Below are 21,307 nucleotides of genomic sequence, written 5' to 3' on the forward strand. Positions count from 1 at the left end.
GTCGCCGTCGGGGTACTGGACGTCAGTGGCGATTGTGGAGAAAGTGATCGACGCTCCCCCGCAGCAGGTGTTCGACGTGCTGGCGGACGGGTGGACGTACAGCGACTGGGTGGTCGGGACCGTGCACGTGCGGGACGTCGACGACACCTGGCCGCGGGTGGGCAGCCAACTGCACCACAAGGCCGGGCCGTGGCCGCTCTCGTTGCATGACTCCTCAGTCGTGCTGGCCTGCGAGCCACCGCACAAGATGGTCATCAAGGCCGGGCTCTGGCCGGCCGGTGAGGCGATCGTGGTGTTCACCCTGGAACCGGTCGGCGCCGACGCCACCCGGGTGCGGATCGGCGAGGACTTCGCCGCCGGGCCGCTGCGCTGGATCCGCAACAAGCTCAACGACCTGGTCCTGCACCAGCGCAACAAGGAGACCCTGCGGCGGCTCTCCGACATCGCCACCCGTCAGAAGGCGGACGAGGCCGCGGAGAGCTGAGGGGCGGGGAGCCTCGACGGGGCCCGACGGGGCACTGGCTACCCTTTGGGGGAAAACCGTCGGCAACCAGAGGATGTCCGTCATGATCGAACCCGTGGAGCTGCCCTCGCCGTGGCGGGAAGCACGCCTGACCGTCGTGGTCCCCACCTACAACGAGGCGGGCAACCTCCCGGCGCTGGTCGAGCGGCTCCTCGCCCTGCCGCTGCCCGGCCTCAAGGTGCTGGTGGCGGACGACAACTCCCCGGACGGCACCGGCGAGGTGGCCGACAAGCTGGCCATCGAGCACCCCGACCGGATCCAGGTCGTGCACCGGGCCGGCAAGGAGGGCCTAGGCCGGGCGTACGTCGACGGGATCGGCCGGGCGCTCGACGGCGGCGCCGACTACGTGGCGCAGATGGACGCCGACCTGTCCCACCCGCCGGAGGCGCTGCCCGGCATGCTCGGCGCGCTGCTCTCCACCCAGGCCGGCGTGGTGATCGGCTCCCGGTACGTGCCCGGTGGCGAGCTGGACGAGAACTGGCCGCTGTACCGCCGCGCGCTCAGCGGCTGGGCGAACCTCTACGTGCACACCCTGCTGCGGGTGCGGATCCGTGACCTCACCGCCGGCTTCAAGATCTGGCGGGCGGACGCGCTGCGCGACATCGGCCTGGAGCGGGTGCAGTCCAACGGGTACAGCTTCCAGGTCGAGATGCACTACCTGGCCACCAAGCTGGGGCACACCATCCTGGAGGTGCCGATCCGCTTCGAGGAGCGCCGCGACGGCGACTCGAAGATGACCACCGCCACCAAGGTGGAGAGCGCGCTGATGCCGTTCAAGCTGCGTGCCCGGCACCGCAACCTGGAGCGCTGACCCACCCGTCCGCACCCGGACCGTCACCTGGCGTGACGGGTGCGGCGGACACCGTCGTGAGCGACCCTGTCCGAGAGGCATGCGAATGCCGCTCGGGCAGGTCGCTTGTCTCCGGCAGGAGGAAGCCGCGCCGGGTCAGCGGTAGACCGCGCGATGGGCGGCGCCGATCGCCCCGGCGTACAGGCCACCGGTGAGGGCCCGGCTGCGGCTCAGCGCCGCCCGCGCCGCGTTCGCGCCCGGGGCGCCGTGCACCCCGCCGCCCGGGTTCGCCGAGGCGCTGGCCAGGTAGAGCCGGTCGACCGGGGTGTCCGGCCGACCCAGGCCGGGCACCGGGCGCAGGAAGAGCTGCTGGTACGCGGCGGCCGTGCCGCCACCCACCGCGCCGCCGACCAGGCTCGGGTTGCGCTCCTCCAGGTCGGCGGGGCCGGCCACGAAGCGGCCCCGGACGAGCCCCTTGAAGCCGGGGGCGTAGCGCTCCAGCACCGCCTCCATCCGGTCCACGTGCGCGGCCACGTCCTCGGCCCGCCAGTCCCGCCGGAACGGCAGGTGGGTGTACGACCAGAGCGACTCCGTGCCGGCCGGTGACCGGCTCGCGTCGGCGGTGGTCATCTGGCCGACCAGCAGGAACGGGTCCTCCGGCAGCTGCCCGCAGACCAGGTCCGCCGCGTAGCGGGTGAGCCCGTCGACGTCCGTGGCCAGGTGCACGGTGCCCGCCCCGGCGACCTGCGGGTTGACCCACGGCATCGGCCCGTCCAACGCCCAGTCGACCTTGACCGTCGACCCGTCCCAGCGGAAGTGGTCGAGGTCGTCGACCAGCCGGGGCGGCAGCCAGGCCGCGCCGACCAGGTCCAGGTAGAGCGCCGGCGCCGGCACGTCGGCCAGCACCGCCCGACGGGCCCGCCAGGTGGCGCCGCCCTCGGTCCGTACGCCCATCGCCCGGCCCCGGGCGACGAGCACCCGGTCCACCCGGGCGGAGTAGGTGATCCGGCCGCCCTTGGCGATCAGCCGCGCGACCAGCGCGTCGGTGATCCGCTGCGCGCCGCCCACCGGCACCGGCCAGCCGACCTCCTGACCGAGCATGGCGAGCAGCCAGCCGTAGATGCCGGAGCCGGCGTCGTCGGGCGACAGGTCGGTGTGCAGGGCGCAGCTGGCCATCAGCGCGGGCGCGCCCTCGCCCCGGAACACCTCGCGGCCGAACTGCCGGCTCGGCAGCACCAGCCGGCGGGCCAGCCGCAGCGCCCCGGCGGTGCGCAGCCGGCCCAGCAGCTCCAGCCCTTCGCGGACCGGTGGGAAAGGGGTGAACAGGGCGTTCACCAGGGGACGGGAGATCGTCCGCCAGTCGTCGTACGTGTCGAGCCAGCGCTGCCCGTCGCCGGGCGCGAACGCCTCCATCGACGCGGCGCTGCGGTCGGGGTCGCGGTTGAGCACCGCCGCCCGGCCGTCCGGCAGCACGTGCGCCAGCACGTCGGGCGCCTGCGTCCAGGCCAGCCCGTACGCGTCGAGGCCGAGCCGGCGCAGCACCGGCGAGGCGTACCCGAGGGGGTAGAAGGAGCTGTAGAGGTCACTCAGGTAGCCGGGGGCGGTCACCTCGGCGGACCGGACCGCCCCGCCGGGGGCGCCGGTGGCCTCCAGGACCAGCACGTCCCAACCGGCGTCGGCGAGCAGGTTGGCGGCCACCAGTCCGTTGTGCCCGGCGCCGATGACGACGGCGTCCGCGGTCTCGATGCCGGTCCCGGTCATCCGATCCGCCTACCCGGCCAGCAACCGGGCGAAACGCGTTTGCCTTGCCGGGACCGGGGCATCCACTGCCGCATGTACAGGGTTGAACAGCTCATCGGTGGAGTGTGGGGCGCGGGCGGCGCGGGCGGTGAACTGGTCGTGCACGATCCCGCCGACGGCACGCCGGTCAGCACCGTACCGGTGGCGACGGCGGACGAGGTGGCCAAGGCGGTCGAGGCGGCCCGGGGCGCGGCGGCGGAGTGGGCGGCGACGGCCCCGGCGGAGCGGGCGGCGGCGCTGCACCGGGCCGCGGACGCGCTGGCCGCGGCGGCGGACGAACTGGCCGAGGCGACGACGGCGGAGATGGGCAAGCCACTCGCCGACGCCCGGGGCGGCGTGGAGGCGGGCATCGGCACGCTGCGACAGTACGCCGAGTTGGGTCCGGTGCGGGGCGGACGGACACTGCACGGCGGCACGCACGCCATCGACTTCATGGCGCCGGAGCCACGCGGGGTGGTCGCCGCGATCACCCCGTGGAACGACCCGGTGGCGGTCTCCTGCGGGCTGCTCGGCGCGGCCCTGGTGACCGGCAACGTGGTGCTGTACAAGCCGAGCGAGCGGACCCCGGCCACCGGCTGGCTGCTGGCCCGGGTCCTCGACGGCGCGCTGCCGGCCGGGGTGCTGTCCCTGCTGACCGGCGGTGGCGAGGTGGGCGCGGCGCTGGCCGCGCAGGAGGTGGACGTGGTGGCCCACGTCGGCTCCACCGCCACCGGCCGGGCCATCGCGGCGGCCTGCGCCCGGACGGGCGCGAAGGCCCTGCTGGAGAACGGCGGCAGCGACCCGCTGATCGTCGACGCCGGGCTGGACCCGGTCTGGGCGGCCGGGCAGGCGGCGATCGGTTCGTTCGCCAACGCCGGCCAGATCTGCGTCGCCGTCGAGCGGATCTACGTGCACCGGGACGTGGCGGAGGACTTCGTCGACGCGCTGGTCGACCGGGCGGAGGCACTGCGGGTCGGCCCGGGCCAGGACCCGGAGACCGAGCTGGGCCCGCTGGTGGACCGGCGGCACCGCGACCACGTGCACGGCCAGGTGACCGCCGCGGTGGCCGAGGGGGCGACGCTGCGCACCGGGGGTGTGCTGCCGGAGGGGCCGGGGGCGTTCTACCCGGCGACGGTGGTCACCGGTTGCCGGCACGAGATGACGCTGGTCCGCGAGGAGACGTTCGGGCCGGTGGCGCCCGTGGTGGTGGTGGACTCGTTCAGCGAGGCGTTGCGGTGCGCCGCCGACTCCCCGTACGGGCTGGCCGGCACCGTGCTCACCGCCTCGATGAGCCACGCGCAGCGGGCCTGGCGGGAGCTGCCGGTGGGCACCGTCAAGGTGAACGCGGTGTTCGGCGGGGCGCCGGGCGGCGCCGCGCAGCCGCGTCGCGGCAGCGGCCAGGGCTTCGGGTACGGCCCGGAGCTGCTCGACGAGTTCAGCACGGTGAAGACGGTGCACCTGGAGGCCCCGGGCGGCGGCCACTGGTGAGCGGGAACGCGGGAGCCCGGGACCGTGCGGTCCCGGGCTCCCGTGCGTCGTGCCCCCGGCTCAGCGACCGCTGCGGGCCTTGGACTTCTCGCGGGCCTCCGTGGTCTGCCGAAGGTTCGCCTTCTGGATCGCCTTGACCAGTTCCGGCTTGGTCATCCGGGACCGGCCGGGTACGTCCAGCTTCCTGGCCACCTCCATCAGGTGGTCCTTCTTGGCGTTGGCGTCCACGCCGCCCGCCGTGGGAGCCCGTCGGGCCGGTCCGCCACCCTGCGCCTGGCGGTCGCTGGGTCCCTTGCGTCCCTTCGGCTCCCAGTGGTCGCCGACCTTCTCGAACTCGTGCTTGACGGCGGCGAACGCGGTGCGGTGCGCCCGCTCGCCCTCGCCGTACGTCTCCACCGCCGAGTCGTGCGTCTTCTCCCAGGTGCGCTGCGCCTTGTTCGGGGAGCGCCGCAGCGTGCTGGGCAGTACCTCGCGCCCGGGCATCTCGTCCTCCTCCGCGTCGATGTCTGCGTATGGACGGTTCCCCAGGCCCTCATCGGCAAACTCACCCGCCGGGTTTGTCGATTTCCGGCACCGGGTACCGGCGGGGCCAGCGGGTGCCGGGTGCGCCGGCGGGGACGGGAGCGGGAGATGGCAGCGAGGACGGAGCCGACCGCGGTCGCCGGGAGCCGGGACGGCCTGCGGGTCCCCAGCCGGGTACGCCAGCTGAACTGGTCCACCTGGCGCGGAGCGCTGGTGCGCAGCGGGCGCAACTTCGTCAAGGACAACTGCGCGGACTGGGCGGCAGCGCTGACCTACTACGGCGTACTCGCGCTCTTCCCCTCCACCGTGGTGGTGGTCGCCCTGGTCGGCCTGGTCTCCGACGGCGAGCGCACCGTCGACACGGTGCTGGAACTGGCCCGCGACATCGGCGCCGGCTCGGTGGTCGCCAACGACGGTTTCGTGTCGGTGGTGCGCACGGTGGTCGACCAGCAGAGCGGGGCGAAGGTGCTGCTCAGCTTCGGTCTGCTCGGCGCCCTCTGGTCGGCGTCCGGGTTCATCGGCGCGTTCACCCGGGCCTCCAACGCGATCTACGGCGTCGAGGAGGGGCGGCCGTTCTACCGGTTGCGCCCGATGCAGATCGGCCTGGCGGCCGTGTCGCTGGTCCTGCTCGCCGTGGTGGCGCTCGGCCTGATCGTCAGCGGGCCGGTGACCGACGCGGTGGGCGACCTGCTGGGCGCCGGCCGGTTGGCCCGCACGGTGTGGAGCGTGGCCAAGTGGCCGGTGCTGGCGCTGGTGATGATGACGCTGCTGTCCCTGCTGTTCTGGATCGCCCCGAACGTCCGGCAGCCGAGGTTCCGCTGGCTGACCCCCGGCGGGGCGGTGGCCCTGCTCTCCTGGATCGTCGCCTCCGCCGGTTTCGGCCTGTACGTCGCGAACTTCGGCTCCTACGACGTGACGTACGGCAGCCTGGGCGCGGTCATCGCCTTCCTGGTCTGGCTCTACCTGTCCAACTGCGCGCTGATGTTCGGCGTGCAGATCAACGCCGAGCTGCAACGGGGCCGGGTGCTCCAGGCGGGGGCGGAGGATCCGGGCGAGCCGGTCCTGCCGCCGAAGGCCCCCGCCGATTCGTGACCGCGTGCCGGGTTCGGCGTTTCCCGGGGGCCGCCAGGGGTAGCACCAAGGCATGGAACTGGAACGTGGCAGCAGCAAGCACGGACCGAGGCTCGACGAGCAGATGAGCCAGGAGGTCGCCGGCCTCGTCCAGGGCCCGGGCACCGGGGGCTCGCGCGCCGAGGAGTTCCGCGAGCCCGAGCCGGCCGGCGAGGACCAGCCGGCTGCCACCACGGCGCCGGCGGGTGAGCTGCGCAGCGGCGCCCCGAAGGGCATGAGCTCCCGGGACGTCGAGGACCGCAGCCGGCTCGGGCGGTTCATCACGATGACGGCCCTGCCGGGCGACCGCGAGAAGCTGATCGCCAACGCCCGCGAGAACCAGGCACCCGCCGACCTCATCGAGGATCTGGAGCGGCTGCCCGACGGTACGCGGTACCGCACCGTTTCCGAGGTGTGGGCCGCACTCGGTCACAAGAACGAGACGACCCGCTGGTGACCGGATCGGCCCACGATCCGGACGAACACCGGCGGCCAGAGGAGGAATCTTCATGAGCGGCGTTACCGAGCACGTGGACGTCTCCGTCCCGATCCGCACCGCGTACGACCAGTGGACCCAGTTCGAGGAGTTCCCCCACTTCATGGAGGGGGTGCAGGAGGTCCGGCAGCTCACGGACACGATGACCCACTGGACCGTCGACATCGCCGGGGTCAAGCGTGAGTTCGACGCCGAGATCACCGAGCAGCTCCCCGACGAGCGGGTGGCCTGGAAGTCGACCGGCGGCACCCAGCAGGCCGGCGTGGTCACCTTCCACCGGCTCGACGAGGGCAGGACGCGGGTCACCCTCCAGATGGACTTCGAGCCGCACGGCGTGGTGGAGAAGGCCGGCGACAAGCTGGGTGTGGTGGACCGGCGCGCCAAGGGCGACCTGGAGCGGTTCAAGCAGTTCATCGAGCGCCGCGGTCAGGAGACCGGCGCCTGGCGGGGCAAGGTGGACCGCCCGCAGCCCTGATCCTCTCCCCCGCACCTCACCCGTCCGATGGCCGCCGGAGAATCCGGCGGCCATCGCCGTGTCCGGTTCCGGGTGCCGTCGCCGGGCCCGACGAGTGGGCGCGGCCGTTTGCGATCATCAGCCCCGGGTACCGCCAAGGAATGACGGAGAACGACGACAGCGTGTGGCGAGACGAGCAGAAGATCCCGCTGAGGGAGCTGGACCGGGCGATCGCCCGCTCCACGCTCGACGGGCAGGCCGACGACGTCACCGGCAACGACGCCGGCGAGGAGGCCGCCTTCGGGCACGGCCCCGAGGCGGTGGACCGGGGTGCCGGGCCGGCCGAGCGGCGGGAGATGACCGACTCGGAGCGCGCCTACCGGCCGTCCACGACCGGCCGGACTGGCCCCGACACTCTCTGAGCCACGAGACACCCCCCGGGCGGGACCCGCCCGGGGGCGGGCCCGTCCCCTCAGCCGGTGAGGGCCACCGACCGGCGCCCGGTGACGGCCACCGACCGGCGCCCGGCCATGGCATGCAGGAGCAGCAGCAGCACCGACAGCACGGTCAGCGCCGGCCCCAGCAACGCCACCGAGGTGTGGCCGAAGAGCACCCCGAGCCCGCCGGGGATCAGCGCCGCGCCGAGCCCGGCCGTCCCGATCTGGACGCCGATGGCGCGGTCCGCGTGCGCCGCACCGACCCGCTCCGGGGTGGCGAGGGTGAGCAGCGGGTAGACCGGCGCGGCGGCGAAGCCCACCAGGACCAGGCCGGCCACCGCCACCCAGGCCGGAGCGGGTAGCGCGATCAGCAGGGCGCCGGCCGTCATGCCGAGCAGGCTGCCCCGCAGCACCCGACCGACGCCCAGGCGCTCGGCGACCACGCCCTGCACGACCCGCCCTACGAAGAGGCTCCCCCAGTAGCCGGAGACGCAGAGGCCGGCGGTGGTCGCGGACAGGCCGCGCCCCTCGGTGAGCAGCAGGAACGCCCAGAGCCCAGCGCTGATCTCGATCGCCACGTAGAGCATGAAGGCGAGCGCGCCCAGCCAGACCGCCGGCAGCCGCAGCGTCTCGCGTACCGGCACCGGCCCGGTGCCGGCCACGACGGGTACGGCCGGGTCCGCCGGCCGCCAGGCCCGTACGGTGAGCGCGAAGGCGGTGGCCAGGGCGATCTGCGCCCCGGCGACGAGCCCGTAGCCCCAGCGCCAGCTCAGCCCGGCGCCGAGCGCGCCGGTCATGATCAGCGGGCCGAGCGCCACCCCGAGGCCGAAGCAGGCGTGCATCCAGGTCATGTGCCGAGGCCCGAACGCCCCGGCCGCGTACGCGTTGAGCCCGGAGTCGACGGCGCCCGAACCGAGCCCGAGGACCAGCGCACAACCGATCATCAGGGCCAGCTCCGGCGTCGAGGCGTACCCGGTGAGCGCCAGGCTGGCCAGTACCGTGCTGCCGGCCAGCAGCCGACCGACGCCGAGGCGGGCCAGGGTGAAGCCGGCGAGCACGCTGGAGGTCAGATAGCCGACGGTGCCCGCGGTGAGCACCAGCCCGACCGCCTCCGTCGGTACCCCGAGGTCCGCGCGGATCGACGGCCAGCCGACCCCGATCAGCCCGTCGGGCAGGCCGAGGCTGACGAAGGCGAGGTAGGCGAGCAGGAGCAGGGAGGCGCGGGGCGGGGTGACGGACACGGGGGGCCATCCTGCCGTACCCGCCGAGAACACTTCGAGCCGGCAACGACTTCCCCCGAACCGGCAAAAAGCAACGCCCGGACGGGCAGGAATGCGGACAGCCCATCCAGAATCGGCCGATCGGGTGACGGCAACCGGGGGGCGCCGCGTCAGACTTTCGGGATGCAACAGGGCTCCGGCTTCCTCACCCCACGTCAGCGGCGTCTGGCCTGGCTCGGCTTTCTGCTCGCCGCGCTCCAGGCCCCGGTCTCGGCCAAGCTGGTCGCCGACGACTCCTGGCTGTTCAGCCTCTGCGTCGCGCTCATGGTGGCGACCGTCATCATCGCCGACGACACCAGCCGTCGCCGGCCGGCCGACGCGCCGTCCGACTGACACCCACCTGACGGGCGGCCCCGCGACACCCGCGCGGCCGGGGTCACGGGGTCGGGTCGGGGACGTTGCGCTGCGGGCCGGTCGACGGCCTGGCCGGGTCGACCCGGTGCAGGGCGTACGCGGTGGGACGGTGCTGTTCGCGTCAGTCCCGGGATGGGCCGGGCTCGGCGGGGCGGGCCTCGTGCCCGGGTCGGCCCCGGGTCCGCCGCCGCTCCTTCATCTCCGCCTCGTAGAGATGGCGGCGGCCGTCCACCAGCTGGTCCCGGGCGGCGCGGTCCAGGTCGCGGAAGACCGCGTAGTAGTTGTCGTCGAAGTCCTCGACGATCTGGAACGTCCACCGACCGGCGATCACGTTGCGGCCGAGCAGCTCGGTGCGGACCCGCTCCGCGAGGTCCTCGTGGCCGGCGGCCCGCAACTGCGCGACCGCGTCGTCGAGCATCAGGTCGGCGTGCCCGATCAACTGGTGCAGTGAGTAGAGGTGCCCGCGCGCCCGTTCCACCGCCTCCAGCGCCTCGCTGAGCTTGCCCAGCGCGGCCACCGTCTCGTCGGTCACCCCGTCCGGCCGGCGGTGCTGCCGGTCCGGGCCGTCGTCGTCGTCGTGCTGTCCCATCCGTCCCGTTACCTTTCAGTGAGTAAATGTGACTCACGATTGGCAGCCGTCCGTTGCCGGGCGGCGTTGACCGGATGAACCGGTCTTGACGCTTCACGGCCCGCTGCCCCGCCTGCGGGTGCAGGTCTTACGGGTCTTACGTAGGCTCCACGTCCTGTTTTTGCGTCGCCCGGCAACTCCAGGTCGACGTGCTGAACTAGGCCGGCAAGATTACGTGCGGCGTTGACGTCCCGGTCCAGGGACAGTCCGCACGTGGTGCAGTTGAAGTTACGTTCGGCCAGCGACAGCTTGGGTTTCACCGTCTGACAGCCTGAACAGGTTTTGGAGCTGGGGTACCACCGATCAGCGACGTACAACACGCTGCCGTACCAGCCGGTCTTGTAGCCAAGGTGCCGGCGCAGGGTCGCCGGGGCGGCGTCGGTCAGAGCCCTGGCCAGCTTACGGTTGCGGACCATCCCGGCCACGTGCAGGTCCTCGACCACGACGGTGGTGAACTGTTGCGCCAGCCGGGTGGTGAGTTGGTGCCACGAGTCGGCGCGAACAGCGGCGACGGTGGCGTGCAGCCGGGCCACGGTGTCCTGCGCCCGCTGCCACCGATTGGACGCGGTCCGCTTACGCCGGGTGGCCGGGTCGTACGGGCCGATTCGGCGGGCGGCCCGGCGTTGGGCCTTGCCGAGTTTCTTCAACGCCGCCTTGAACGGTGCCGGGTTGGGCACCAGCTCGCCGGTGGACAGCACCGCCAGGTGCTTGATGCCGGCGTCCACGCCGACGATCCGACCGGCTTTCGGCGTGTGCGCCGGACGGCCCACGGCGCGTTTGACCGTGACCTGTAACGAGCAGAACCACCTGCCGGCGGTCTCGGTGACGGTTGCGGACAGGATCGTCGCGGTGCCAGCCTTCACCCGGCGGGCCAGCTTACGGGTGGACTCGTGGGTGCGGATGCGGCCCAGCCGTGGCAACACCACGTGCCGGTAGCCGGGGTCGACCCGGATCGCCCCGGTGGTGAACCGGGCCGACCTGCGGCAGTGCTTCCTCTTGGTCCGGGGCCAGCCCATCCGGCGGCCCTTGCGGGCACCGGTACGTGACGCGTGCCAGTTGCCCAGCGCCGCCGACAGGTTGGCCAGGCCGGTGTTGAACGCCTCTTTGGAGCATTCCGCCCACCACGGCGCCACCCACGTCTTGATTTCGTTCCACGTGCGGCGTAGGTCCGGTAGCGACCAGCCCTGCCACGGGGTCAGGTCCGCCTCGGCCACCCCGTAGCTGGCCTCGGCGGCGCGTTGGGCCTTAACCGCGCTGACCCGTCGCAGCATGTGGTTGTAGACGAACCGTGCCGCGCCGGTATTGCGGCGCAGACCGGCCACCTGCACGTCGCTCGGGTCGAGGGCGAACATGTACGCCTGAACGGTCCACCCGGCGGGCGGCTCGTACCGTTTCACCGCAGGCCCCCGGCGGTCGCGGCGGCCACGGCGCGGCTGGCCCGGTTCGCTGCGCCGCGGCGACCGTACAGCCGGGAACACAAGCTGGTCAGGATCTCCGTCACGTCCCGCACCCCGGTCGCCCATGCGGTCACACGGGCTACCTGGCGATCCAGGTCGGCTCGCTGATCGACCGACGACACCCGGGCGTAGACGACCACCTGGCCCTGGGTGTCACCGCCGGCTACATCAACCATGATCGTGCCAGACGGAAGAGGCCGAGCGGGCACCGGCATGGTCCCCTCGCGGAACCATCGATACGCGGTCTGCGGTTGCACCCCGTTGCGACGCGCCCACTCGGCAAGCTTCATGAGACCGACACTAAGACTCACAGACTCGTACGTCTGCCCACAAACGGGCAAACTGCTGACTACCCCAGGGTGCCGGCTGCGCCCGTTCGCGCGCAGTTCTCCTTGTGCCCACCCTTGGCCGGATCAATCCCGGCGGAGGAGGGCGGCCGACCGGAAGAGGACCTGGGACCGGCCGAGCGGCCGAGGCCGCCCGGGCCGCCGGGTGACTAACCTCGGTCCCCATGCGTCTGCCGTACTCCCAGGTCGCGACCCGGACCGCCGCGAGCGCGGCGCGGTCCGCCCTCGCCCTGCTCAGCGCCTCGGTCGGCGTCTCCGGCCTCGCCGCGGCGGCCGCCAACCCCGGTCTGCTCGCGATGGTCGACCAGCACGCGGCCGCGGTACGCGACAGCCTCGACGGCGACCGGCGGCGGCTGACCCCGGCGGCGCTGGTCGGGTACGCCGACGGGCTGCGGGCGGCCGCGCTGGAGCACGGCCTGACCCTGCCCACCGGCACGATCGACTGGACCGAGCCGGACTGGCTGCGCATCCGCCTGCTGGCGGTCTGCGCGCTGGCCCGCACGCTCGACCCCCGCCACCTCGAAGCGGCCTGACCCGCTCCGGACACGACGGAGGGGCGTCCGCGCCACGCACGGACCCCCTCCACCGGTACGCCTCCGACTCAGGTCCCCGGACGGCGGAACTGCTGGGTCTCCTCGCCCACGTTGCCGGACTGGTACGTCCCCCGGCCCCCGGCCGCCGCCCTGGCCTCCTCGGCGCCCGCCATGGGCTGAACGCGCTCGGCGCCCCGGTCGGCCATCTGCCGGCTCATGTCGCCCCGCCCGGCCGCCTGGGCCTGGCGGTGCACCTGGATGGCTCGCGACTCCTCGGCCATCCGGTCCAGCCAGCGGTCCCAGCGGCTCTGCATCGGCTTCACCAGACCACCGCCGACGCCGACGATCAGGATGCCGGCCACCGTGGCGAGCACCGCGATCAGCACCGGCGTGGTCACCGTGGTGGCGACGCCCACCTGGTTCAGCGCGGCGATGATGCCGAGCGCCAGGATGAAGACCGCCGTCAGGTCGCCGAGGATCCGGCCGTACGAGAGGCCGCCCAGCGCGCCGGTGACCAGGTCCCGGACGGCGTTGGCGATCGCGGCCGCCACGACCACGATGACGATCGCCACGAACGCGCGCGGCAGCCAGGCCACGACGCCCCGGATCAGGTCACTGATCGCGTTGGGTCCCCACACCCCGAAGGCGAACTGCAGGGTGAACAGGAGGACCGCGTAGTACGCGAGCTTGGCCAGGATGTCACTGGCGTCGTACTTCGTGCGTTCCAGTGCCCGTTTGATGCCACCCCGTTCGACCGCCCGGTCGAACCCCACCCGTTCCAGTACCTTGTCCACGATTTTGAGTACCGCTCGGGCGATGATCCAGCCCACCACGAGGATCGCGATGAACGCGATCGCCCTCGGGATGAAGAGCAGCACCGACCTCCACATGTCGGCCACGGCGTCGCCGATGTCGGCCTGCCTGACCGCAAGGGTTTCCGGCATGATGTCCCTCCTGTCGCATGGACTGCGCCGGCCGGATACCCGGTCGCTCAGGGTGCACGCCGCGACACCCAGGATCAATTTCCCGACATATCCCCCGAAAGACCTCCTGACCTGCCCTAACATCACCGCGCCCGGACCGTCCGGCACGGTCGGGAGGCATGATCCAAACCTCTGCGCGACGCTCCGGCTAGGCTGCGTGACATGCCAGGCACGGTCGGGCGAGTCCCCACGCCACCACCCGCCGCCCCCGGACCGGCCCCGGTCTCGCAGGTGGCGGCGACCGTGCTCGCCCACCCCTGGGCGGGCACCCCGCTCGGGCCGCCGCAGCGGTGGGACCCGGCGGTACGCGCCCTGGTCGACGTGATCCTCTCCTCGCCGGTGCCGATGGCGCTCTACTACGGCGACGAGTTCGTGCTGCTCTACAACCAGGGCTACTCCGAGCTGATCGGGGACCGGCACCCGGACGCCCTCGGCCGGCCCGCCGGCGAGGTCTTCGCGGACCTCTGGCACACCCCCGGGGTGGGCGACGTGATCGAACGGGCCTACCGGCGGGGCGAGTCCTTCCTCCAGCGGGAGTCGATGCTGCCGGTCGACCGGCACCTGGCCGCCACCGGCGACCACGCCGTCTTCACCCGCGGCCACTCGCCGGTACGCGACAGCACCGGCCGGATCGTCGGCGTGTTCACCGTGGCGGCGCAGACCACCCAGCTCACCCAGCAGTTGCAGAGCCTCAGCGACTTCGCCGCCGCGCTCTCCGGCACGCTCACCCTCGACGACGTGGCCCGGGTGACCCTGCGCTACGCGCTGCACTCCTTCGACGCCGACCGGGTGACCTTCGCCGTCGACGACGGCCCCGGCTGGCGGATGGTCCGGCGGATCCGGGGCGAACTGCTCGACGAGGCCGACGAGCGGCTGCCTCCGCTGTGGCGGCCCACCGCCGCGGACTCCCCCTTCCCGGTGGTGGTGACCGCGCGCAGCGGCGTGCCGTACTTCGTCGGCGACGGCGAACCGCTGCGGGCGAGCGCGATCGACCGGCACGACCAGAAGATCCGCTCGCTGGCCGCGCTGCCGCTGCGCTCCTCGGTGATCCGCGGCGGCCTCGCCGTCGGCTACCGGACGCCGCACGGCTGGTCGGCGGCGGAGCGGGCGTTGCTGGCCGCCTCCGCGGAGCTGGTCGGCCAGGCGGCCGAGCGGGCCCGCCGGTTCGAGACCCAGCACGGCACCGCCCAGCTGCTGCAACGCAGCATGCTGCCGGAACGGCTGCCGGCGCTGCCCCGGCTGCGCATCGCCGCCCGCTACGACCCCGGCGTGGACGGCAACGCCGCCGGCGGTGACTTCTACGACGCCTTCGTGCTGCCCACCGGCGACCTGGGCGTGGTCCTCGGCGACGTCGCCGGCCACGACGTGCAGGCGGCGGCCCGGATGGGCCAGGTACGGGCGGCGCTGCGCGCCCTGGCGCTGGCCGACCCGCGCCCGGACGCCGTGCTCACCGGGCTGGACCGGCTGGTGGCAAGCCTCGGCACCGAGACCGGCACCCAGGAACTCTTCGTCACCGTGGTCTTCGGCGTGGTGGACGCCGACCGCGGCGAGATCACGCTGGCCAGCGCCGGGCACCCGCCGCCGCTGATCCGGCGCTGCCACCCCGACGGCTCGGCGACGGCCGCTTTCGTCGAGCTGCCGGCGGGCGCCCCGCTGGGGCTGGGCTGCCGGCCGCGTACCGCGACCGTGCCGTTCCAGCCCGGGGACACCCTGCTGCTGTACAGCGACGGGGTGGTCGAGCGGCGGCGGCAGAGCCTCACCGCGGGGCTGGACGTGCTGGTCACGGCGGTGGCCGACGCGGCCAGCGGCGACCCGCGAGCGCTCTGCGCGGTGGCCACCGGAGCGGTGGAGGGGGCGACCGAGGACGACGTCGCGGTGCTGGCGGTGGAGCACGCGCGGAAGCCGAGCCGCTCGGCGAGCATGGAGATGCCGGCCGAGCCGACCGCGCCGAGCCGGGTGCGGCACTGGCTGACCGCGCAGCTGACCGACTGGCGGGTGCCGGAGGCGGTGATCGGCGCGGCGGTGCTGTGCACCAGCGAGCTGACCACCAACGCGCTGCTGCACGCCGGCACGGCCGCCCGGGTGGAGATCGACCTGAGCCCGGAGCGGCTGCTGGTGTCGGTCGCCGACTCGGGCACCCGGGGCACCGTGACCCGGGCGCAGACCGACACGTTGAGCAGCCGGGGCCGGGGCCTCGGCCTGATCGAGCAGCTCTCCGACGCCTGGGGCACCGACCCCACGGTCCGTGGTTCGACGGTCTGGTTCGAGATCCTCATCCCGGCGGGGTGAGCACGGGCGTCAGGGCCGCCCGGACGGGGTGCCAGGAGCGAGCTTGTCGAGCCCTTTGGTGTCACCTGGAGCGCTATGGTGTCTTGCGTGAATCTGGCGCAGGGTCGACGGCTGCTGGTCGTGGATCCCTCCGGGGTCGACGACGACCTGGTGCGCGACGTGACGGAGATCCTCACCTCGCTGTGCGCTCGCCTGCACGGCGACAGTGCACCGACCAGCCGCGCGTGGCGGGCGATCAACGCCGCCGCCGAGTCGGGCGAGCCGACGTGAAGATGATGCAGGCGTACCGCTACGCGCTCGACCTGACTCCACGGCAGGAACGCGCGGTGCTGGCGCACGCCGGGGCGGCCCGGGTGGCGCACAATTGGGCCCTCGCCCGCGTGAAAGCGGTGATGGACCAGCGCGCCGCCGAACGCTCCTACGGCGTGCCCGATGAACTGCTCACCCCGGCGATCGGGTGGACGCTGCCAGCCCTGCGCAAAGCGTGGAACGCCAGCAAGGATGAGGTTGCGCCGTGGTGGCGGGAATGCTCCAAGGAGGCGTTCAACACCGGACTCGACGCCCTGGCTCGAGCGTTGAAGAACTGGGGCGACTCACGTAAGGGCGCGCGCAAGGGGCGCCTCGTTGGCTTTCCCCGGTTCAAGTCGCGCCGCCGCAGTGCGCCGACTGTTCGATTTACCACCGGCGTAATCCGCGTCGAGGCTGACCGGCGGCATATCACCCTTCCCCGGCTGGGTGCGCTGCGCTTGCACGAGTCGGCTCGTAAGCTGGCTCGGCGGGTGGAGGCAGGCAGCGCGCGGATCCTGTCCGCGACGCTGCGACGCGAGGGCAGGCGCTGGTTCGTGTCGTTGACCTGCGAGGTGCAGCGTGCCACCTGCATCCCCGCCCGGGCTGGCTCGGTAGTCGGCGTAGACCTCGGCGTGAAGCACCTCGCGGTGCTGTCCACCGGCGAGCAGATCCCCAACCCGCACCACCTCGTGGCCGCGTCGCGGCGGACGCGGCGCCTCGCCCGCGCGGTGACCCGCTGCGTAACCCCCGACCGACGGGTGCACCGAGCAGGATCAAAGCGGTGGGTACGTGCCCAGGATGCGCTCGCCCGTACTAACGCCCGCGTGGCGAACCTGCGGCGTAACGGCCTGCACCAGCTCACCACCCGACTGACACGGGAGCACGGCACCGTCGTTGTCGAAGACCTCAACGTCGCCGGGATGCTGCGCAACCGCCTTCTGGCCCGGCACATCGCCGATGCCGGCTTCGGCGAACTGCGACGGCAGCTCGCCTACAAGACCGAATGGAATGGAGGTCGGCTGGTTACTGCCGACCGCTGGTATCCATCCTCCAAGACGTGTTCGGGCTGCGGCGCGGTGAAAACCAAGCTGGCCCTGTCCGAGCGAACCTACGCCTGCACCGCCTGCGGCCTCATCCTCGACCGAGACTTGAACGCCGCGCTCAACCTCACCGCCCTGGCGCGCGAGGTTGCCGACGCCCGGAGTGGCCGGGAGTCGTCAAACGGACGTGGAGCCGACCGTAAGACCCTGCTTGCGGGGCTGGTGGCTGCGAAGCGTCTACCCGGCACCGCGAAAGCGGGTCAGACCGGGACCGTCCCACCGCAAGGCGGGACTACCAACCGTGTACTCAGCAAAGCCCACGGAACGGTAACGGTAGGAGGACGCCCATGAGCGCAGAGAGTCCCTCCGGCGTCCTCTTCGACGTCGACGGCACCCTGGTCGACACCACCTACCTGCACACGGTGAGCTGGTGGGAGGCGCTGCGGCAGGCCGAGCACCGGGTGCCGATGTCGCTGATCCACCGGTCCATCGGGATGGGCTCGGACAAGCTCCTGGACCACCTGCTCGGCCCGGAACGGGATCGGGCCGCCGACGGCAAGCTGCGCGACGCGCACGACAGCCTCTTCGCCGAGTACTGGGAGCGCCTCGCCCCGCTGCCCGGCGCGGCGGAGCTGCTGCGCGCCTGTGCCGCCCGGGGCCTGCGGGTGGTGCTCGCCACCTCCGCCGCCGAGCACGAGGTCGGCGCGTTGCGCGCCGCGCTGGACGCCGACGACGCGGTCGACACCGTCACCTCGTCCGCCGACGCGCAGCAGAGCAAGCCGGAGCCGGACATCCTGGTGGCCGCCCTGGGGCAGGCCGGCCTGGACGCCCGGCGGGTGGTCTTCGTCGGCGACTCGGTCTGGGACGTCGCCGCCGCCGCCAAGCTCGACATCCCCTGCATCGGGCTGACCTGCGGCGGCACCAGCCGGGGTGAGCTGGCCGGGGCGGGCGCGGTCGCCGTCTACGACGACCCGGCGGCACTGCTGGCCGCGTTGGCCGACTCCCCCCTCGTCACACCGAGGCGGACGTCACCGCGGGACAAGCCGGACACCGAGGCTTAGCTCCCCGGAGCACGGGGCACAGTCCCCACCTCGCGCGCGGGCGCGGGCGAGGTGCGAGAGGTGGTGGGCGTGGAACCGGTCGATGTCGCGTTCGCGCTGGTGGGCGTGGGCGCCCTGCTGGCCGGGATCCTGCCCCGGGTGCTGGAGCGCCGCCCGCTGTCCATGCCGATCGCGTTCCTCGGGCTGGGCATGCTGGTCTTCCTGCTGCCCACCGGGCTGCCGTCGCCGGACCCGCTGGCCCATCCGGAGCTGACCACCCACCTGACCGAGGTCGGGGTGATCGTCGCCCTGATGGGCGCCGGTCTCAAGATCGACCGGCCGTTGAGCTGGCGGCGGTGGTCGTCCACCTGGCGGCTGCTGGCGATCGCGATGCCGGTGTGCATCGCGGCGGTGACGCTGCTCGGCTGGTGGTGGGCCGGCCTGGTGCCGGCCGCCGCGCTGCTGCTGGGGGCGGCGCTGGCCCCGACCGACCCGGTGCTCGCCGCCGACGTGCAGGTGGGCGAGCCCACCGATGTGGAGGACTCCGAGGACGAGGTCCGTTTCGCCCTCACCTCGGAGGCCGGCCTGAACGACGGGCTGGCCTTCCCGTTCGTGTACGCCGCCATCGCCATCGCCACCACCAGCCTCGCCCCGGCGGACTGGCTCGCCGACTGGTTCACCGTCGACGTGCTCTACAAGCTCGTCGTCGGCGTCGGCGGCGGGCTGCTCGTCGGCTGGCTGCTCGGCAAGCTGTTCTTCCGCGCCCCCAGCGAGCTGCGGCTGGCTCGGCACGCCGAGGGCTTCCTCGCCCTGGCCGCCACCTTCCTGGCGTACGGGCTGGTGGAGGTGATCGGCGGGTACGGCTTCCTGGCCGTCTTCGTGGCCGCGCGGGCGATCCGGGCGGCCGAGCGTACCCACGAGTTCCACTCGGTGCTGCACGACTTCGCCGAGCAGGTCGAGCGGCTGCTGACGGTGCTGTTGCTGCTGCTCTTCGGCGGCGCCGTGATCGACGGCCTGCTGGCCCCGCTGACCTGGCCGGCGGCGGCGGTCGGACTGGCCCTGCTCTTCGTCGTCCGGCCGCTGGTGGCCTGGCTGTCGCTGCGGGGCGCCCCCGGCCGACCGGCCGAGCACTGGGTGATCTCGCTGTTCGGCATCCGTGGCGTCGGGTCGTTCTACTACCTGGCGTACGCCACCAGCAGGACCGACTTCCCCCAGGCCGACCTGATCTGGGCGACCGTCGGGCTGGTGGTGGTGGTGTCCGTGGTGGTGCACGGGATCGCCGCGACCCCGGTCATGCAGCTGCTCGACCGGGCGGGCGAGCGCACGAAGGAGCCGTCAGAACGGGGCGAGCCCGCACTCGGCGGCGTCCGGGGCTGACCGCGGGGCGGGCACCGCGACCCGCGCCGGCAGGTCCAGGTGCACCCGGACGGTGGTGCCACCGTCCACCGTGCGGATGTCGACCAGGTCGCAGAGCTGCTGCACGAGCAGCAGCCCGCGTCCCCGCTCGGCCGACACCGGGGCCGGGATCCGGCCGGCGAGCGGGTCGGTCAGCATGCCGTGGCTGCTGATCTCGCAGACCAGCTCGTCCGGCGCCGCCACCCACCAGCGGGCCGTGGCGGACCCGCCGGCGTGGGTGATCGCGTTGGCGGCCAGTTCGGTGACGGCGATCCGCAGGTCGTCGACGCGGTCGGCGGGCAGTCCGGCGGCGACGGCGGTGGCGGCGACGGCGGCCCGCAGCGCGGCCAGGCCGGCCGCCTCGACCCGCAGCGTCGCCGCGTCGGCCGGGGCCGGGGGCAGCGCCTCGGCGCAGCCGGCCAGCACCGTCTCGGGCTGCTGGTAGCCGGCGCTGGGCCGGGCCAGCGCCCCGCTGCGCACGACGGGGTGGGTCCGCCCGACGTCGGCGAGGGCGTCGACGGGCAGCCGGGAGCGGTCGAAGAGGCAGAGCACGCTCACCGGGTACGCCGGGAGCGCCAGATTGATCATGGCTTCGTGCTCGACGCAGTGCCGGTACGCCGCCGGCCGCCGGCCCGGCCAGAGCGATTCCCCCACGATCCGCAGCCGGCGGCCGGGGAACCGGTGCACGAAGTCGCGCAGGGCGGTGGGGATGATCGCCGCCGGGTTGCGCCCGATGGCGCTCATGTCGGCGAGGGTCACCCCGGCGACCGCGCCGAGAGCGGTCCCGACCTGGGCGAGCCGGTACGCGGGGACGGCGACCAGGACCGGCTCGTCGGCGGCCCGGCCGGCCGCCACGAAGGCGGTGATGGCGTCGAGGTAGTCGTGGTCGTCGGCGTAGAGCAGCGCGTCGTGCCGCAGGCCCCGGCCGGTCACGCCGTCCCCCGCCGTCCGGAATCCCCGTCCACGTCGCGCACACCTCCCCCGAGGCGACAATACGCCCCCCGCCGGCGGCCGGGTGCGCGCACCGGTACCGGTCAGCCACGCACGGCGAGCACCCGCTCGGCCAGGGCGCGCCCCAGGTCCCGTCCGGAGCGCCACGCGCTCTGCACCCGGGGCCGGCCGAACGCGTCGCCGGCCAGCCCGATCCCGTCGTCGTCAAGGTGGTACGTCCCGTCCCCGCCGGCGGTCGGGCGGGCGTACGTCCAGCGGTGCACGTGCACCAGCTCGGCCGGCTCGGGCAGCCCGAGCAGGTCGCGGACCGCCGCCTCGACGGCCGGCCCGGCGGCGGTGGGCTGGGCCAGGTGACCGGCGGCGAACTCCGGCGTGGTGTGCGCGACGAGCACCGGGGCGCCGTCGCCGCGCCGGTCGCCGTCGTCGCAGACCAGCGCGAGCAGCGGATGGTCGTTGACGAAGGCGCCCCGGAAGTCGGGCCAGCGGCGGCTCGGGAAGCGCAGCACCGCGGTGAGCGTCGGCGCCCAGCGCTGCTGAAGCGCGGCACGGGTCGCGGCGGCCAGCTCCGGGTCGAGCAGCAGCGCCGCCTGGGGGCCGGGCATGCACAGCGCCACCGCGGCGCACCGGGCTCCGTCCACCGTCGGGCCCGGCTGCACCGTCATGACCAGCCGTTCCACGTTCACCGGCAGGTCGCGGGCCAGTTCCTCGACCAGTGAGCGCAGGCCGCGCGGGGCGGCCCAGCGGGTGGGACCCGTCACCTCGCGCCGGCCGTCCGGGCCGTACGCCACGAAGGTGTCGGTCCACTCCCGGACCAGCCCGGCGGTCCGCCACCCCCGCACGACCTCGGCGAAGTCCGGGTCGTCGACGGTGAGGTACGCGGCGCCGGTGTCGGCGGGGCGGCCGTCGAAGCGGCGGCTGGCCAACCGCCCGCCCGCCACCCGGCCCCGTTCCCGGATCTGCACGTCGACGCCCGCCCGGACCAGCTCCGTCGCGCACGCCACGCCGGCGATGCCGGCTCCCACCACGATCACGCCCGAGTCCACCGGGTGATCGTATGTGCGTCGGCGGCGGGCGGCATGAAGGACCGACACCGTGGGTAGGGGTACACCTGTTCGAAGAAAGG

Annotated in this window: 22 protein-coding genes and 1 pseudogene; 14 read left to right on the top strand and 9 right to left on the bottom strand. The window is 73.5% G+C overall.

All coding sequences use genetic code 11. The annotated features are described in order from the left end of the window. Positions 1-43: 43 nt before the first annotated feature. The gene (locus M2302_RS07665) at positions 44-484 is read left to right on the top strand and encodes an SRPBCC family protein (RefSeq protein ID WP_348529407.1); all 441 of its coding nucleotides are present in this window, start codon (positions 44-46) and stop codon (positions 482-484) included. Between the two features lie 82 nt (positions 485-566). Beyond that, the gene (locus tag M2302_RS07670) at positions 567-1,334 is read left to right on the top strand and encodes a polyprenol monophosphomannose synthase (RefSeq protein ID WP_280837221.1); all 768 of its coding nucleotides are present in this window, start codon (positions 567-569) and stop codon (positions 1,332-1,334) included. Positions 1,335-1,469: 135 nt separating this feature from the next. Here the strand turns inward: M2302_RS07670 and M2302_RS07675 are convergent, their stop codons facing one another. Beyond that, positions 1,470-3,074 (bottom strand): NAD(P)/FAD-dependent oxidoreductase, encoded by a 1,605-nt coding sequence (locus M2302_RS07675; protein ID WP_280837222.1) that lies wholly within the window; start codon positions 3,072-3,074, stop codon positions 1,470-1,472. A 72-nt stretch (positions 3,075-3,146) separates the two neighbouring features. On the opposite strand from M2302_RS07675, the gene M2302_RS07680 reads away from it, so the two are divergent. Further along, a complete protein-coding gene (locus M2302_RS07680) occupies positions 3,147-4,580 on the top strand; it encodes an aldehyde dehydrogenase family protein (protein WP_280837223.1) in 1,434 nt (477 codons plus the stop codon). 60 nt (positions 4,581-4,640) lie between these two features. On the opposite strand, the gene M2302_RS07685 is transcribed toward M2302_RS07680, so the two are convergent. Continuing rightward, the gene (locus M2302_RS07685) at positions 4,641-5,063 is read right to left on the bottom strand and encodes a ChaB family protein (RefSeq protein ID WP_280837224.1); all 423 of its coding nucleotides are present in this window, start codon (positions 5,061-5,063) and stop codon (positions 4,641-4,643) included. Positions 5,064-5,210: 147 nt separating this feature from the next. Here M2302_RS07685 and M2302_RS07690 point away from each other — a divergent pair, with 147 nt between their 5' ends. From M2302_RS07690 to M2302_RS07705, 4 genes are all read left to right on the top strand, one after another. Beyond that, a complete protein-coding gene (locus M2302_RS07690; RefSeq protein WP_280837225.1) occupies positions 5,211-6,194 on the top strand; it encodes a YihY/virulence factor BrkB family protein in 984 nt (327 codons plus the stop codon). Positions 6,195-6,252: 58 nt separating this feature from the next. After that, the gene (locus M2302_RS07695; RefSeq protein WP_280837251.1) at positions 6,253-6,669 is read left to right on the top strand and encodes a DUF2795 domain-containing protein; all 417 of its coding nucleotides are present in this window, start codon (positions 6,253-6,255) and stop codon (positions 6,667-6,669) included. Between the two features lie 52 nt (positions 6,670-6,721). Further along, positions 6,722-7,183 (top strand): SRPBCC family protein, encoded by a 462-nt coding sequence (locus M2302_RS07700; protein WP_088962856.1) that lies wholly within the window; start codon positions 6,722-6,724, stop codon positions 7,181-7,183. A 140-nt stretch (positions 7,184-7,323) separates the two neighbouring features. Further along, positions 7,324-7,584 carry a hypothetical protein gene (locus M2302_RS07705; RefSeq protein ID WP_280837226.1) on the top strand — a complete coding sequence of 87 codons (261 nt, stop codon included), beginning with the start codon at positions 7,324-7,326 and terminating at the stop codon, positions 7,582-7,584. Between the two features lie 50 nt (positions 7,585-7,634). On the opposite strand, the gene M2302_RS07710 is transcribed toward M2302_RS07705, so the two are convergent. Continuing rightward, on the bottom strand, positions 7,635-8,840 hold the full coding sequence (locus M2302_RS07710) for an MFS transporter (protein ID WP_280837227.1): 1,206 nt from the start codon (positions 8,838-8,840) through the stop codon (positions 7,635-7,637). A 162-nt stretch (positions 8,841-9,002) separates the two neighbouring features. Here M2302_RS07710 and M2302_RS07715 point away from each other — a divergent pair, with 162 nt between their 5' ends. Next, positions 9,003-9,212 (top strand): hypothetical protein, encoded by a 210-nt coding sequence (locus tag M2302_RS07715; protein WP_280837228.1) that lies wholly within the window; start codon positions 9,003-9,005, stop codon positions 9,210-9,212. 142 nt (positions 9,213-9,354) lie between these two features. Here the strand turns inward: M2302_RS07715 and M2302_RS07720 are convergent, their stop codons facing one another. The 3 genes from M2302_RS07720 to M2302_RS07730 are packed head-to-tail and all read right to left on the bottom strand — an operon-like array spanning position 9,355 to position 11,608. Beyond that, positions 9,355-9,822, bottom strand: a complete 468-nt coding sequence (locus tag M2302_RS07720; protein ID WP_280837229.1) for a hypothetical protein — start codon at positions 9,820-9,822, stop codon at positions 9,355-9,357. 8 nt (positions 9,823-9,830) lie between these two features. Then, positions 9,831-11,339 (bottom strand): IS607 family element RNA-guided endonuclease TnpB, encoded by a 1,509-nt coding sequence (gene tnpB, locus M2302_RS07725; RefSeq protein WP_280837252.1) that lies wholly within the window; start codon positions 11,337-11,339, stop codon positions 9,831-9,833. After that, positions 11,255-11,608 (bottom strand): recombinase family protein, encoded by a 354-nt coding sequence (locus M2302_RS07730; protein ID WP_280837230.1) that lies wholly within the window; start codon positions 11,606-11,608, stop codon positions 11,255-11,257. Before M2302_RS07730 ends, tnpB (M2302_RS07725) begins: the two co-directional genes overlap by 85 nt. A gap of 221 nt (positions 11,609-11,829) precedes the next feature. On the opposite strand from M2302_RS07730, the gene M2302_RS07735 reads away from it, so the two are divergent. Further along, positions 11,830-12,198 carry a DUF6401 family natural product biosynthesis protein gene (locus tag M2302_RS07735; RefSeq protein ID WP_280837231.1) on the top strand — a complete coding sequence of 123 codons (369 nt, stop codon included), beginning with the start codon at positions 11,830-11,832 and terminating at the stop codon, positions 12,196-12,198. Between the two features lie 68 nt (positions 12,199-12,266). Here M2302_RS07735 and M2302_RS07740 read toward each other — a convergent pair whose 3' ends face one another. Then, positions 12,267-13,142 (bottom strand): hypothetical protein, encoded by an 876-nt coding sequence (locus M2302_RS07740; protein WP_280837232.1) that lies wholly within the window; start codon positions 13,140-13,142, stop codon positions 12,267-12,269. A gap of 201 nt (positions 13,143-13,343) precedes the next feature. Here M2302_RS07740 and M2302_RS07745 point away from each other — a divergent pair, with 201 nt between their 5' ends. From M2302_RS07745 to M2302_RS07765, 5 genes and pseudogenes are all read left to right on the top strand, one after another. Further along, complete coding sequence (locus tag M2302_RS07745; RefSeq protein WP_280837233.1) at positions 13,344-15,470, top strand: SpoIIE family protein phosphatase; 2,127 nt, start codon at positions 13,344-13,346, stop codon at positions 15,468-15,470. A gap of 96 nt (positions 15,471-15,566) precedes the next feature. After that, positions 15,567-15,740 (top strand): annotated as a pseudogene (locus M2302_RS07750) (IS607 family transposase); the annotation flags it as partial. 2 nt (positions 15,741-15,742) lie between these two features. Next, a complete protein-coding gene (tnpB, locus tag M2302_RS07755) occupies positions 15,743-17,149 on the top strand; it encodes an IS607 family element RNA-guided endonuclease TnpB (protein WP_280837253.1) in 1,407 nt (468 codons plus the stop codon). After that, on the top strand, positions 17,146-17,859 hold the full coding sequence (locus M2302_RS07760) for an HAD family hydrolase (RefSeq protein WP_280837234.1): 714 nt from the start codon (positions 17,146-17,148) through the stop codon (positions 17,857-17,859). The genes tnpB (M2302_RS07755) and M2302_RS07760 overlap by 4 nt, the downstream gene beginning before the upstream one ends. Before the next feature lie 69 nt (positions 17,860-17,928). Further along, entirely contained in the window at positions 17,929-19,215 is a 1,287-nt protein-coding gene (locus tag M2302_RS07765; protein WP_280837235.1) for a cation:proton antiporter, read from the top strand. Here the strand turns inward: M2302_RS07765 and M2302_RS07770 are convergent. Beyond that, complete coding sequence (locus M2302_RS07770) at positions 19,174-20,166, bottom strand: anti-sigma factor RsbA family regulatory protein (protein ID WP_280837236.1); 993 nt, start codon at positions 20,164-20,166, stop codon at positions 19,174-19,176. The genes M2302_RS07765 and M2302_RS07770 overlap by 42 nt on opposite strands. Before the next feature lie 101 nt (positions 20,167-20,267). Further along, positions 20,268-21,215 (bottom strand): FAD-dependent oxidoreductase, encoded by a 948-nt coding sequence (locus M2302_RS07775; protein WP_280837254.1) that lies wholly within the window; start codon positions 21,213-21,215, stop codon positions 20,268-20,270. Positions 21,216-21,307: the final 92 nt, after the last annotated feature.

This window comes from Micromonospora sp. A200 (assembly GCF_029893845.1).
GTDB classification, from domain to species: domain Bacteria; phylum Actinomycetota; class Actinomycetes; order Mycobacteriales; family Micromonosporaceae; genus Micromonospora; species Micromonospora purpureochromogenes.

What these genes read in the sequence shown, in the direction of transcription:
- M2302_RS07690 (WP_280837225.1), top strand. Translation starts at nt 5,211, where the DNA reads ATGGCAGCGAGGACGGAGCCGACCGCGGTCGCCGGGAGCCGGGACGGC.
- M2302_RS07720 (WP_280837229.1), bottom strand. Translation starts at nt 9,822, where the DNA reads ATGGGACAGCACGACGACGACGACGGCCCGGACCGGCAGCACCGCCGG.
- M2302_RS07730 (WP_280837230.1), bottom strand. Translation starts at nt 11,608, where the DNA reads ATGAAGCTTGCCGAGTGGGCGCGTCGCAACGGGGTGCAACCGCAGACC.
- M2302_RS07685 (WP_280837224.1), bottom strand. Translation starts at nt 5,063, where the DNA reads ATGCCCGGGCGCGAGGTACTGCCCAGCACGCTGCGGCGCTCCCCGAAC.
- M2302_RS07700 (WP_088962856.1), top strand. Translation starts at nt 6,722, where the DNA reads ATGAGCGGCGTTACCGAGCACGTGGACGTCTCCGTCCCGATCCGCACC.
- M2302_RS07715 (WP_280837228.1), top strand. Translation starts at nt 9,003, where the DNA reads ATGCAACAGGGCTCCGGCTTCCTCACCCCACGTCAGCGGCGTCTGGCC.
- M2302_RS07745 (WP_280837233.1), top strand. Translation starts at nt 13,344, where the DNA reads ATGCCAGGCACGGTCGGGCGAGTCCCCACGCCACCACCCGCCGCCCCC.
- M2302_RS07740 (WP_280837232.1), bottom strand. Translation starts at nt 13,142, where the DNA reads ATGCCGGAAACCCTTGCGGTCAGGCAGGCCGACATCGGCGACGCCGTG.
- M2302_RS07705 (WP_280837226.1), top strand. Translation starts at nt 7,324, where the DNA reads ATGACGGAGAACGACGACAGCGTGTGGCGAGACGAGCAGAAGATCCCG.
- M2302_RS07680 (WP_280837223.1), top strand. Translation starts at nt 3,147, where the DNA reads ATGTACAGGGTTGAACAGCTCATCGGTGGAGTGTGGGGCGCGGGCGGC.
- tnpB (WP_280837253.1), top strand. Translation starts at nt 15,743, where the DNA reads ATGATGCAGGCGTACCGCTACGCGCTCGACCTGACTCCACGGCAGGAA.
- M2302_RS07675 (WP_280837222.1), bottom strand. Translation starts at nt 3,074, where the DNA reads ATGACCGGGACCGGCATCGAGACCGCGGACGCCGTCGTCATCGGCGCC.
- M2302_RS07670 (WP_280837221.1), top strand. Translation starts at nt 567, where the DNA reads ATGATCGAACCCGTGGAGCTGCCCTCGCCGTGGCGGGAAGCACGCCTG.
- M2302_RS07760 (WP_280837234.1), top strand. Translation starts at nt 17,146, where the DNA reads ATGAGCGCAGAGAGTCCCTCCGGCGTCCTCTTCGACGTCGACGGCACC.
- M2302_RS07735 (WP_280837231.1), top strand. Translation starts at nt 11,830, where the DNA reads ATGCGTCTGCCGTACTCCCAGGTCGCGACCCGGACCGCCGCGAGCGCG.